This window comes from Gelatiniphilus marinus, from assembly GCF_042684345.1.
GTDB classification, from domain to species: domain Bacteria; phylum Bacteroidota; class Bacteroidia; order Flavobacteriales; family Flavobacteriaceae; genus Gelatiniphilus; species Gelatiniphilus marinus.
This window is the reverse complement of the sequence record NZ_JBHULK010000007.1, coordinates 56,869-70,678: the sequence shown is the minus strand read 5'-3', so window position 1 is coordinate 70,678 and position 13,810 is coordinate 56,869. Positions and strand designations below refer to the sequence as shown.

The following is a 13,810-nucleotide window of genomic DNA, read 5'->3' as shown; positions in this document are numbered from 1 at the left end:
TCATTATGATTGATAAAGTGGTTTTCAAAAGAAGTTTTTTGCTGTGTTTTTTTGCAATCTTCAATGTTTTTGCCCAAGAAGCAGCCATTTGGAAAAAGTTTAAAGACGAAATATCCAACCCTGAAATCCCCAAACTTTTCAATTATTCTTACGCGGGCTATAAACTTGGAGAAACAGGTATTCCTAAAAAGCACAAGCATTTAAAAGTTTTTAATGTGATGGATTTTGGTGCCCTTCCCAACGATTCCATTTCCGATCAAAAAGCCATTCAATCGGCCATTGATGCTGCAAAAAAAAATAAGGGCGGTGTGGTGTTTTTTCCCAAAGGCGAATTTTTGGTAAACGTAAACCCAACCAAAACCAATCCCATCGAAATAACGGCTTCAAACATTGTATTAAAAGGGAGCGGTATGGGAAAAAACGGTACGGTTATCCAGATGAAAAACCACACTTTGCGTCGCTACCCCGACGAACCGGAATGGAAAGTGAGTTATATGTTTAATTTTTTTCCGAAAAGGAAAGCTGATGCTACAACAAACATTATAAAACAGGCAAACGCGGGCGATGTTGTAATTGAAGTAGAAAATGTAAAATTATTTAAAAATGCAAAATACCTTCAATTAGAAATGCCTTATAATTTGGATGCAGCCAAAGAAGCCTTACAAGGTAAAAATCCACGGCCGCATTGGGAAAAAATAAAAGAAAAAGGCGTTACGTTTATTGAAAACCACGCCATAAAAAGTATTTCAGGTAATAAAATCACTCTAAAAGACCCATTAGTAAATTTTATTAATACCAATTACAATTGGCAGGCAAAACCATTTTATCCGTTGGAAAATGTTGGCGTTGAAAACATTTTTTTTAAGGCAAATTTCAAGGATAAATTCGTACATCACAAAGATTATATTCACGACAATGCGTGGTCCATTATTGCCATGAACCGTGTTGCAAATTCTTGGGTTACAAAATGCAGGTTCAGCAATGTTACTGGTGCTGTTTCCATAAATAATGGCTATGCATCGTCTATTTTACAGCTTTTGGTCCAGGGCAATAGCGGGCACAAATTAACCAACGTTACGCAATCTACTAGGGTGCTCACGGGTTTGATAAACGATGCCTCCAATTACGGGCAGTTTCACGGGGCAGCCATGTCGCATAAAACTTCGGGTTCGGTAATTTGGCGAGTAAAAACCCCAAAACAAGGATGGGACTCGCATGCCGATATTCCCATAAATAATTTGGTCGATTTATATGAAGGCTCTAAAATGACCAACCACGGCGGATTTTACAAAAACGAACCACATCATTTAAAAGGCTTAACGTTATGGAACTATAAAAGAGTGGGCAACACCACTAAAGATTACGATTTTTGGAGCCACTCGGGGAAAGGCATGTATTGGGGGTTTGCCGTGGTTAATCCAATAGTTGTTGGATTACATGGCTCTAAAACTTCATTAAATGAAAAAAATATTGGATATTTAGAAAGTCTAGGCGCTAAAGTTTTTCCCGAATCTTTGTACCAAGCGCAACTAAAGCATCGATTGGGGAAAACCCCTAAATGGGTGTGTAAAACCTTAAGGCAATGGCGAAAAACAGAAAAGAAATGGCTGCAAAACAAACTGTGAATATGAATAATTTTAAACTGATAGTATGGGTTTGTTTGGGTGTTTTTACAATATCGTTTGGGCAAACTCAAAACCAACCCAACATTGTTTTGATTATGACCGACCAGCACCAAGCCGAAGCGCTAAGCGTTGCGGGAAACTTAAATTTAAACACACCAAATATAGATAAGTTGGCAAAAACGGGCATTTATTTTAAAAATGCCTATGTTACGTTTCCGTTGTGCACACCCTCGCGTTCTAGTATGTTTACGGGTAAAATGCCTCACAGTTTGGGCGTAAACTCGAATGAAAAAGGTGAAAAGGAGATGCAGCCCAAAGATAAGCAAACAGGACTTGGGCATGTTTTAAGACAAGCGGGTTACGATTGCGCCTACGGCGGAAAATGGCACGCCCACGAAGCTGCTATGGTAGAGGGGAACGGCTTTGAAAAAATAGCCGATTTTGGCGATATACCCCTAGCCGAAAAAAGCATCAATTATTTAAAATCCAGAACAACCAAAACGCGACCTTTCTTTTTGGTGGCTTCTTTTGATAATCCGCATAACATCTGCGAATGGGCCAGAAACCAGCCTTTGCCTTACGGAAATATTCCGCCAGTGCCATTAAGCGAAACCCCAGAGTTGCCAATTAATTTCAAGAAATCTGAAACCTTTCCAGAGGCTTTGCAAATAGAGCAAAATGCTTCGGTAAAAATCTATCCAACAAAACATTACACCGAAGCCGACTGGCGCCAATACCGACATGCCTATTACCGATTGGTTGAAAAAGTGGATAAAGAAATCGGTAAGATTATCGATGCTATTGATGATTTGGGTTTGCGCGACAATACCGTCATCATATTTACCAGCGACCACGGCGATGGCAATGCATCACACGGTTGGAACCAAAAAACAGCCCTCTTTCAAGAAAGTATCAAAGTGCCTTTTATCGTTAATTACAAAAACGCTAATACTTCCGAAGAAAAACATAATCCAACATTAATTTCCAACGGATTGGATCTTTACCCAACCATTTTAGATTTTGCGAATATTGATATTCCCAACGGCTTTTTAGGCAAAAGCATAAAACCGCTTATTGCAAAAAACAGCAACTACAAACCGCACGACTATTTGGTGGTTGAAACCAAATTTGAAGGCAAGCACGCACACGGAACCCAGGGTCGGGCAGTAATTGGCAACCGTTATAAATACGTGGTTTATAATTGGGGAAAAAACAGGGAGCAATTTTTCGATTTAAAAGAAGACCCTTACGAAATGAATAATTTAATACGTTCTAAAAATCATATCGAAAATATTGACCAATTTAGGCAAACACTAATTGATTGGTGCAAAAATACCAGCGATACCAAATTCTTGAAAAAAGCCGTAATACCTAGTGCTAGTAAAATGCACGCCAGCGAATTATTCGATAAACCTTATTAATTAATACCAAACACCATGACTTTAAAAAAACAATCCTTCTTTATTTACGTTCTGTTTATTTTTGTTGTTTTAGCCTGTAAAAACAAAACAGCAGAAACAAAAAGCAACAGCGAAACATCAAGCGAAAACAAGCAAAAGCCAAACATTGTTTTTATTTACACAGACGATTTAGGTTACGGCGATGTTAGTGCTTACGGTGCCACAGAAATTAAAACACCTGCCATAGATGCATTGGCAAAAGAAGGTATTTTGTTCGATAATGCCTATGCAACCGCAGCAACTTGTACGCCATCCAGATATTCGTTGTTAACAGGAAATTATGCTTGGAGAAAAAAAGGAACAGGCGTTGCAAAAGGAGACGAAGCCCTGTTAATTGATACAGCCAGAACCACATTGCCAAAACTCTTGCAAACTACAGGCTATAAAACAGGTATAGTGGGGAAATGGCACTTAGGTTTAGGTGATAAAAACGGACCAAATTGGAACGGAAAAATAAGCCCTGGCCCTTTAGAGATAGGTTTCGATTATTCGTATTTAATCCCAGCGACCGGCGATAGGGTACCCTGTGTTTACGTTGAAAACCATTATGTAGTGAATCTAGATCCTAACGATCCCATAACCGTAAACTATAAAGAAAAAGTCGGCGATTGGCCAACAGGAAAAGAAAACCCGGAGTTGTTAACCATGAAACCTTCTCAAGGCCATAACCATACCATAGTAAATGGAATAAGCAGAATTGGTTACATGACAGGCGGAAAAGCGGCCCTTTGGGACGACGAAACCATACCTATGGAATTGGTCGATAAATCTAATAAATTCATTAATGAAAATAAAAACCAACCTTTTTTCCTGTTGCTTTCCACACACGATATCCATGTGCCAAGAGTCGCCAATTCTATGTTTAAAGACAAAAGTGGCTTAGGTCTTAGAGGCGATGTGATTTTACAATTGGATTGGACGGTTAATGAAATTGTAAAAACACTTAAAGCACAACATTTATTGGAGAATACAATTATAGTCTTTTCTAGTGATAACGGTCCAGTTGTTGATGATGGCTACCACGATCAAGCTAGAGAATTGCTAGGAAACCATAAGCCAACAGGCGGCTTGCGAGGCGGAAAATATAGTGCTTATGATGGCGGAAGCAAAATTCCTTTAATTATAAGATGGCCAGATGGAAAAGGGCAGGGTACCGTTTCTAGCGCACTTGTAAGTCAGGTCGATTTTTTAAGTTCTTTTGCTGCATTGGCCGGCATAGAACAAGTAAATAAAGATGTAATTGATAGCCAAAACACACTAGATGTTTTTATGGGTAAGAATAAAACCGGAAGAACAGCATTAATTCAAGAAAGCTTTAAGGGTCCCATTTCTTATTTGGAAGGCGATTGGAAATATATAGAACCCCTAGATGGCCCAAAACTAGTGCCCTGGGGTCCCGTAATAGAAACTGGTTTTAAGCCAACCCCCCAGTTATACAACATTAAAAAAGATCCAAACGAGCAAGTAAACCTAGCTCCGGAATTTCCTGAAAAAGTTAAGGAATTGAAAACTAAATTGAAAAATTTAAAGAAAGATGGTTATACTAATCAGCATGAAGTAAATTTAAATTGATCCTTTAAACTTAACAAACAAACTAATTATGATTAAAAAGCTATTTGCCGTTACTTTAGTATGGCTCTTTTTTTCATGTAAAGAAGAACCTGTAAAACAAAATTTTGTATTTATTCTTGTCGATGATTTAGGGTGGACAGACCTTGGTTATTCTGGCAGTACATTTTACGAAACCCCAAATATAGATGCCTTTAGTAAAAAAAGCATTAATTTTACAAATGCCTATGCTTCGGCCTCTATTTGCTCACCATCAAGAGCAGCAATATTAACAGGAAAACACCCTGCAAAACTTAATATTACAGATTGGTTGCCCGGAGACGACCCCAAAGACAGACCGCTAATTGGCGCTATAGATTTAAACCAATTACCACTATCTGAACCTACTTTACCAGAAATTTTAAAAGATAACGGATACAAAACATTTTTTGCCGGAAAATGGCATTTGGGAGATCAAGGGTTTTTGCCAACAGACCATGGTTTTCAGACAAATATTGGAGGCTATAAAAAAGGACAGCCACCAGGAGGTTATTATTCGCCCTATAAAAACCCGTATTTAAAAGATGGCAAAAAAGGAGAATACCTTACAGATAGGTTAACACAAGAATCCATTAATTTTTTAGACACCATTAGCAATAAGCCGTTTTTATTATTTCTATCTTATTACACGGTACATACCCCAATTCAGGCAAATACAGCATACATAGATAAGTTTGAAACAAAACTGAAAAACCTAGATAGCTTAAAGGTTTCCCACAAGAAAGAAGGAACAGCTACAACAAAAATGCAGCAAACAAACCCAGATTACGCCTCTATGTTATTTGCTCTAGATAAAAATATTGGAAACCTTATAGAAAAATTAAAAAAAGAAGGTTTGTATAACAACACAACTATTATCTTTACTTCAGATAATGGCGGGCTTTCAACCCTTGAACCTCGATATAGCTTTAAAGCACCAACCTCTGTTAGGCCTTTAAGGGCTGGAAAAGGTTGGTTGTACGAAGGCGGCATTAGGGTGCCTTTGTTAGTAAAACCTTCAAACTTTTCGTTAGAAAACATAATAAGCGAAGTACCGGTAGTTGGACACGATTTTTTTCCAACCCTACTTTCGCAAGCTAACATAAAAATAAATGACAGCCTTAAAATAGACGGGATAGATATTTCAAAACTATTTGTTAATGATGAAATACTTAGAAACGAGATTTATTGGCATTACCCACATTATCATGGTAGTGGTTGGACACCAGGAGCTGCGATTAGACAAGGCCATTGGAAACTTATTGAGTTTTATGAAACCAAAACAGTTGAGCTTTATAATTTAGCCAATGATGTTTCAGAAACCAATAATCTGGCTAATGAATTTCCCCAGAAAGCTAAGGCTTTGCAAGCACGACTTCATGAGCTCCAAAAAAACCATAATGCCAATACCACCACAACCAATCCAATGGCTAACTAATATTCATTTTGAAAAATATACAATTCTGCATACTATTTTTTTTAGCCCTTGGGTGCAAGGGCAACGGCATTATTTACAGAAACGCCCTAGCTTCTTCAGATAATTGGGTGGTAGAACAACAAAGTAACGGCCAAACCATTTTTAAAAACAAAAGCATAGAGGTTATCGATGCTAAGGGCTGTACTATTTGGTTTAAAAACAAATTGGTGGCTCCCGTAAAAATAACCTACAATATCACAATTATAGATAATGGAGGAGAATACGATAGAGTATCGGACATGAATTGCTTTTGGATGGCAAACGACCCAAAAAATCCAGACCATTTTTTTAAAGACTCGAAAAAACGTGCTGGCCATTTCCCTAACTATCACCACTTAAAGCTATATTATGTTGGCTATGGCGGGCACCACAATACTAAAACCAGATTTAGACGCTATAATGGTAATATACATAGGCCTTTATTGCCCGAACATGATTTGCTTGATAAAAAATTTATGATTACCGCCAATAAAACAATGAAAATTGAAATTATTGTAAAAGATAATTTTACAAGTTATTCGCGTGATGGAGACATAATTTTCAAGGTTCATGATAGCCAACCTTATACAAATGGCTATTTTGGGTTTAGAACTGTAAATAACCACATGAAAATCGATAATTTTAAAATAATGCAACTTTAAATAACAAATACAATGAAATCAATGTGCTTTAAATCAGTTTATTATGTTCTGTTTTTTGTAGTATCTGCCATTAGTGTTTCTGCCCAAAAAAAGAATCAATCTCTTTTTAACAAGCTTGACTACAATGTTCCAGAATTAAAATCAGTAAAAAAATCGATTGCCAACAACAATCATAAAGAAGCCCTAAGGCAATTGCTTAAAGTTTATAGAGCCAAAGATAACCTGTATTTACAAGTAACTAAAAATGATTTGGCATATATTAATGGCAACTATCCACAGGACATAAAAAAAACCATTGAAGTTGCCAACCAAGTTTTAGATAAATATTTTTTGTTTCGATACGATTGGGACATGGAAAAAACCAATATTCCCCATCAATTCAAAGACGAAATAGATTGGACGGCCATCCCAAATGGTGATGAAGAATGGTGTTTTATGTTAAACAGACATAAGTATTGGACCGATTTAGGAAAAGCCTATTTTATAACCGGAAACGAAAAATACGCCAAGGGTTTTATAGAACAGATAACGCATTGGATTGATAAAAACCCTTTACAAGATAGCCTTAAAAAATTATCATGGAGACGAATTGAAGCTGGCATAAGGTGCGAAAACTGGATTAAAACCTTTGAGTACGTAAAACACTCCAAACACGTAACACCAGAGTTTTTGTCAAAATTCATTACCTCGCTTTACCAACACGCAGACTATATAAATAGTGCGTTTAGCAATTTCTCGAAAACCAGTAATTGGGGCGTTTTAGAATATCAAGGTTTATTTAACGTGGCTCATTTTTTAACCGAATTTAAAATTGCCCAACAATGGCAAAAAGATGCATTGGAGAAATTAACCACCTGTGCTAATTTGCAGGTTTTGCCAGATGGCACTCAATGGGAACAATCGCCAATGTACCATAACGAAGTATTCCATTGTTATATGAATGTTAATTTGGTAGCTCAATTAAAGGGTTTTAAGTTGCCAAAAGCCATTGAGCAAAAAACAAAAGATATGGCCTATGCCAATGTAAAATGGCAAAAACCAAATTTCCATCAACCACTTTTGGGTGATAGCGACGATACAGATTTAAGAGGCCTGATAACACTAGCATCGTCTCTATTTAACGATGCTGTATTAAAATCAAGGGCATTTCCAGAATTCGATTACGAGACTTACTTTTTACTAGGAAATCAGAAAGCCATAAATTACAAAGGCCTAAGTGCTAAAACACCCGAATTCTTGTCTGTTTACCAGCAAAGTTCCGGCGATTTGTACATGCGAACCTCTTGGGCAGAAGATGCCACATATTCTAGTTTTCATTTAAAAAAATTAGGATGCGGTCATGGGCACGATAACATATTGCATTTTACAATTTTTGCCAACAACAAAGATTATTTGGTAGATAGTGGCCGCTATACTTACGTTGATAATAAATGGAGGGATCTGTTTAAAAGCAATATAAGCCACAATACACTAGGTGTAGATGATTTGCCAAATACTATCTATAAAGACTCTTGGATTAATAGTTTTGAAGCGCGCTCTCAAGGTATTTACACTAAAATATCAACAGGTTTTGATTATGCCGAAGCAGAAAACACAGCTTATAAACGATTGGAAGATCCGGTATCGGTAAAAAGACGATTACTGTTTTTAAAACCAAATATATGGTTGGTTTTCGATAGTTTTTCATCTAACGGCAAGCATAAATACTCGCAGTATTTTAATTTTCCAAATACCAATGTTAAAATAGAAAACCAAGGCTTAACAACCACCTATCTTAAAAACAATTTGAGAATACAACCCATAAAACCTATTGAGATTGCTCTGAATGATTCTTGGTATTCTTCAGAATATAATTTAAGAGAAAAAAGTAAAAGTGCCCAATTGTATAAAAAAGCGCAGGGCTTTGCCTCATTTATTTCGGTATTGTATTTTCCAGATAATACGGCACTAACCTATAAAAAAGTACCGGTTTATAACAGAAACAATGTGTTGCTAAAAGACACCGACGTAGAGGCTCTTTCTGTTGCTATCAACGACAAAGAGTACACAATGCTCGTAGTTCACAATTCACCTGCGCCAGCATCAAACTTTTTTAAGGTTAATAATAGGTTGGTAAGTGGCGAGGTTGTTTTAATTGAAAAAGACAAAGAGGGCTCGCATATTCATATCATTAAAGAATAAACATTTTAAGACCGTATCAATTTTACCCTCTAATTTGGGCAGTTTCTACCCTTTGTGTTTTTTACACAATTCCGAAATTTACAAGATAAATTTAATAAGTTCTAATAAAATTAATAAATGAGCAAAGTAGTAACATTTGGAGAGATTATGCTAAGGTTGGCGCCTCAAGGATTTTTAAGGTTTTCGCAAGCATCAAGTTTCGATGTGGTTTATGGCGGCGGAGAATCTAACGTAGCAGTATCTTTGGCCAACTATGGCGTGCCTGTAGATTTTGTAACACGCTTACCAAAAAACGATATTGGCGAATGCGCCATGATGGAAATGCGCAAACGTGGTGTTGGCGTAGATAAAATAGTATGGGGTGGCAACCGTTTAGGTATTTATTTTCTAGAAACCGGAGCCGTAAGCAGAGGGAGCAAAGTGGTTTACGATAGGGCACATTCTGCAATGGCAGAAATAAAAACAGGAATGATTGATTGGGATGTTGTTTTTAAAGACGTCGCATGGTTTCATTGGACGGGTATTACCCCGGCCATTTCACAAGGTGCAGCCAATGTTTGTTTAGAAGCAGTAAAAGCAGCAAGTGCAAAAGGTATAACCATATCAACAGATTTAAATTATAGAGCTAAACTTTGGACCTATTGCGATAAAAAGCAAAGAGAAAAAATAATGACAGAATTAACCGCGTATTGCGATGTTGTTTTAGGAAACGAAGAAGATGCCGAAAAACACTTTGGTATTCATCCAGAAGGTTTAGATGTGCACAAGCAGGGCCAGGATGTAAAAGCCGAAGCCTTTTTGTCGGTCTGCAAACAAATGATGAAAAAATTCCCGAAAGCAAAAAAAGTAATAACCACTTTAAGAGGCTCAATATCTGCATCCCATAACACTTGGGCAGGCGTTTTATATGATGGAAAAACAATGTACCAAACACGCCAATATCAAATTACCGATATTGTAGATCGCGTTGGTGGTGGCGATTCGTTTATGGGTGGGTTAATATACGGTTTATTGAAATACCCAAAAAACGACCAAAATGCATTAGATTTTGCAGTAGCAGCATCTTGTTTAAAACATACCATAAAAGGCGATGCAAACCTAGTAACCGTTTCAGAGGTTGAAAAATTAATGGATGGGGATGCCTCTGGTCGAGTAGCAAGATAATATAAGTGTTTGCCTGTTGAGTTCTTTATTCAATTTAACAGATAAACAATTAAGAAAACAAACAAATACATATTTTAAATGGCTCAATTTACAAGAATAGAAGTTGCAAGTGTTATGAAAGAAACTGGGCTGGTCCCCTTGTTTTTTAATAACGATATTAAAGTTGGCAAACAGGTTTTAAAAGCTTGTTACAATGGGGGTGCAAGATTAATGGAGTTTACCGCAAGAGGCGATTTTGCCCACGAGGTTTTTGGCGAATTAACAAAATACGCCATCGCGCAATTACCAGGAATGATTATGGGCGTTGGCTCTGTTACAGATGCGGCAGCAGCATCAATATATATGGCATTGGGCGCCAACTTTATTGTAACCCCTGTGCTAAGAGAAGATATAGCTTTAGCTTGTAACAGACGAAAAGTATTGTGGTCTCCGGGTTGCGGAACACTAACAGAAATTGCCAGAGCAGAAGAATTAGGTTGCGAAATTGTAAAACTATTCCCGGGCGATATTTATGGGCCACAATTTGTAAAAGGCATTAAAGGCCCACAACCATGGACAAGTATTATGCCAACAGGGGGAGTATCACCTACCAAGGAAAACCTAAAAGGATGGTTTGATGCTGGCGTAACATGCGTTGGGATGGGGTCTAAACTAATATCTAAAGACATTATCGCCAATAATGATTACAAAAAGCTGGAAAACAATGTAAGAAAAGCTTTAGAATCTATAAAAGCAGTAAGAGTATAATTGTAATTTATTATTAATGAAAAAATTATCTTCGGTATTTATAGCCATGTCTTTAATTTTTACCTTGTGCTCATGCGATTCTTTGCAGAAACAAAAAACCATCAAATTAGCGCATGGACTGGATACCGGACACCCTGTTCATAAAGCTATGTTGCTAATGGGCGACGAACTGGAAAAAAACTCAAAAGGCAAATTAAAATTAGAAATATACCCCAACCAGCAATTAGGCTCCGAGCGCCAATGCTTGGAATTGCTCCAAATTGGTAGCTTGGACATGACCAAAGTATCTGCAGCTGTTATGGAAAACTTCTCTCCAAACATGAAAGTACTAGGGTTACCCTTTTTGTTTAAAAATAGAGAACATACTTTTAAAGTTTTGGATGGAGCCATTGGTAAAGGACTATTGGACGGCGGACAAAAATACTGGCTAAAGGGTTTAGGGTATTACGATGCCGGAAGCCGAAGTTTTTATACCAAAGAAAAAGCCATAGAAACACCAAAAGACCTTGAAGGTTTAAAAATAAGGGTAATGGAGAGCGTTACCGCCATGGATATGGTAACCAGTCTTGGTGGTTCGCCAACACCCATTTCATCAGGAGAATTATACACAGCACTACAGCAAGGTGTTGTTGATGGTGCCGAAAACAACCCGCCAACATTTTACCTTTCTAGGCATTACGAGGTTTGTAAGTTTTATTCTTTAAACGAGCATACCACTATACCAGACGTCTTAATTATAAGTACTCATTTGTGGGAGCGTTTATCTGCCCAAGAACAGTCTTGGTTGCAAAAAGCAACAGATGTTTCAGTAAAATATCAAAGAGAATTATGGGCCAAATCAGAGCTAGAGGCTTTACAAGCTGTTAAAGAAGCGGGTGTGAAGGTTGTAAGGCCAGATAAATCGGTGTTCAAGAAAAAAGTAGCATCTATTTATGAAGATTACAAGAGTAATGAATCTATATATAGCCTTATTAAAAAAATTCAAGAAACCCAATAATTATGGAGCTAAGAAAAAAAGTTGATCGTATTTTAGGTATCGTACTTGCTGTAATTATGGCTGTTATGGTGGTTAATGTGCTCTGGCAGGTTTTTACCAGATTTGTAATGGGCTCACCTAGTTCGTTTACTGATGAACTAGCACGTTACTTAATGATTTGGGTAGGTGTGTTAGGAGCTGCATACATATCGGGAAGAAGAATGCATGTGGCTATAGATTTATTGCCAGCAAGGTTAAATAAAGAAGGGCAAACAAAGCTGAAAATTTTTATTAATTGGATTATTATTGTTTTTTGCTTTTCAGCTTTTGTGGTTGGAGGTATTCGTTTGGTTTATATAACATTTACTTTAGGCCAGTACTCTCCGGCTTTGCAGATTCCGCTTGCTTTGGTCTATTCAATCATTCCAATAAGTGGTATTCTAATTATTTATTATAAGCTTTCAGATATCATAAACAAACAATTATAATGGAATATTTACCCGTACTCGTTTTAGTGCTTAGCTTTATAGGCTTATTGTTAATAGGTGTTCCGGTAGCGTGGAGTATTGCTATCTCATCGTTATTAACCATGATGACCAGTATCTCAATGCTCCCCGCGCTCACAACGGTTTCTCAACGCATGGCAACGGGCTTAGACAGTTTTGCTTTGTTGGCTATTCCGTTTTTTGTGCTCTCTGGGCAACTTATGAATAAAGGCGGGATAGCACATCGTTTAATAGATTTTGCTAAAACCTTGGTTGGGTCGCTCCCAGGTGGATTGGCCTTAATCAATGTAATTGCAGCTATGTTAATGGGGGCAATTGCAGGTTCAGCAATGGCATCTGCTTCTGCAATGGGAAGCATATTAGGTCCAGAAATGGAAAAAGAAGGCTATTCAAAAGAATTTGGAGCGGCAGTAAATATTACATCTTCTACAACCGGACTAATTATTCCGCCTAGTAATGTGCTTATTGTATATTCATTGGCAAGTGGTGGCGTATCTATAGCAGCACTGTTTTTAGCAGGTTATGTTCCTGGTATTATTACAGGTTTGCTCCTTATGGTAGTAGCTTCGTTTTGGGCTAAAAAAAAAGGTTATAATGTGGGTAAAAGAAGTACAATAAAACAAGTTGGCAAAACATTTATAAGAGCATTTCCTAGTTTAATGCTGCTGGTAGTAGTAATTGGAGGCATAGTTGCCGGCATTTTTACTGCAACTGAAGCTTCGGCAATAGCCGTACTCTACACCCTTATTTTGGGGTTTGTTTATAAAGAAATAAGCACAAAAGATATTCCGCAAATCTTGTTAGAGTCTTGTGGCACAACAGCTATAGTAATGCTTTTAATTGGCGCCTCAATGAGCATGTCCTGGGTTATGTCTTACGAGAATATTCCTCAAGGAATTAGTTCTGTTTTGCTAACAATAAGCGATAATCCAATAGTTATCTTGCTAATTATTAATTTAATACTATTGTTTGTTGGTATTTTTATGGATATGACACCAGCTGTATTAATCTTTACACCTATATTTTTACCAATAATTACAGAATTAGGAATGGATCCTATTCAATTCGGTATTATTATGGTTCTAAACCTATCTATTGGTCTGTGCACACCACCCGTTGGCTCTGTGCTCTTTGTTGGGGTAGGTATTGCAAACACAACCATAGAAAAAGTTGTAAAGCCTCTACTGCCTTTGTTTTTAGCAATGATAGTGTCTTTGTTTATTGTAACTTATTTTTCAGAATTAAGCCTTTGGTTGCCTAGGCTATTCGGTTTATTGTAAAATCTGGGTAATTAAATTATAAATAGCATTCAGGCTTGATATAGTAGTGCTTTAAAAAAACTTTAATTTTTAGCCAAAGCCATTAATAACAAAAGTTAGGCATTACATTTTTACCATGCTAAATGTAAACTGCTCGATTAGAATTTTTGGTATAAAGCTCCCTAAG

At 37.1% G+C, this 13,810-nt stretch carries 11 protein-coding genes; all 11 read left to right on the top strand.

Annotation, left to right across the window (positions count from 1 at the left end; all coding sequences use genetic code 11):
* Positions 1–5: 5 nt before the first annotated feature.
* The 11 genes from ACFSQS_RS14160 to ACFSQS_RS14110 all read left to right on the top strand — a co-directional run bounded on the left by ACFSQS_RS14160 (position 6) and on the right by ACFSQS_RS14110 (position 13,644).
* Positions 6–1,625, top strand: a complete 1,620-nt coding sequence (locus tag ACFSQS_RS14160; protein ID WP_388020348.1) for a DUF4955 domain-containing protein — start codon at positions 6–8, stop codon at positions 1,623–1,625.
* Positions 1,583–3,046 (top strand): sulfatase family protein, encoded by a 1,464-nt coding sequence (locus ACFSQS_RS14155; RefSeq protein WP_388020345.1) that lies wholly within the window; start codon positions 1,583–1,585, stop codon positions 3,044–3,046. The genes ACFSQS_RS14160 and ACFSQS_RS14155 overlap by 43 nt, the downstream gene beginning before the upstream one ends.
* Before the next feature lie 15 nt (positions 3,047–3,061).
* Entirely contained in the window at positions 3,062–4,657 is a 1,596-nt protein-coding gene (locus tag ACFSQS_RS14150; RefSeq protein WP_388020342.1) for a sulfatase family protein, read from the top strand.
* A 28-nt stretch (positions 4,658–4,685) separates the two neighbouring features.
* The gene (locus tag ACFSQS_RS14145) at positions 4,686–6,110 is read left to right on the top strand and encodes a sulfatase (protein WP_388020339.1); all 1,425 of its coding nucleotides are present in this window, start codon (positions 4,686–4,688) and stop codon (positions 6,108–6,110) included.
* Positions 6,111–6,118: 8 nt separating this feature from the next.
* Positions 6,119–6,790: a DUF6250 domain-containing protein gene (locus tag ACFSQS_RS14140; protein ID WP_388020336.1), complete on the top strand. Its 672-nt coding sequence runs from the start codon at positions 6,119–6,121 to the stop codon at positions 6,788–6,790.
* A gap of 12 nt (positions 6,791–6,802) precedes the next feature.
* Positions 6,803–8,971, top strand: a complete 2,169-nt coding sequence (locus ACFSQS_RS14135) for an alginate lyase family protein (RefSeq protein ID WP_388020333.1) — start codon at positions 6,803–6,805, stop codon at positions 8,969–8,971.
* 117 nt (positions 8,972–9,088) lie between these two features.
* Complete coding sequence (locus ACFSQS_RS14130) at positions 9,089–10,135, top strand: PfkB family carbohydrate kinase (protein WP_388020330.1); 1,047 nt, start codon at positions 9,089–9,091, stop codon at positions 10,133–10,135.
* A 78-nt stretch (positions 10,136–10,213) separates the two neighbouring features.
* Positions 10,214–10,882 carry a bifunctional 4-hydroxy-2-oxoglutarate aldolase/2-dehydro-3-deoxy-phosphogluconate aldolase gene (locus ACFSQS_RS14125; RefSeq protein WP_388020327.1) on the top strand — a complete coding sequence of 223 codons (669 nt, stop codon included), beginning with the start codon at positions 10,214–10,216 and terminating at the stop codon, positions 10,880–10,882.
* Between the two features lie 16 nt (positions 10,883–10,898).
* On the top strand, positions 10,899–11,879 hold the full coding sequence (locus tag ACFSQS_RS14120; protein WP_388020324.1) for a TRAP transporter substrate-binding protein: 981 nt from the start codon (positions 10,899–10,901) through the stop codon (positions 11,877–11,879).
* 2 nt (positions 11,880–11,881) lie between these two features.
* The gene (locus ACFSQS_RS14115; RefSeq protein ID WP_388020321.1) at positions 11,882–12,346 is read left to right on the top strand and encodes a TRAP transporter small permease; all 465 of its coding nucleotides are present in this window, start codon (positions 11,882–11,884) and stop codon (positions 12,344–12,346) included.
* Positions 12,346–13,644, top strand: coding sequence for a TRAP transporter large permease (locus ACFSQS_RS14110; RefSeq protein ID WP_388020318.1), 1,299 nt, complete (start codon positions 12,346–12,348; stop codon positions 13,642–13,644). The genes ACFSQS_RS14115 and ACFSQS_RS14110 overlap by 1 nt, the downstream gene beginning before the upstream one ends.
* The last annotated feature ends 166 nt before the right edge of the window (positions 13,645–13,810 follow it).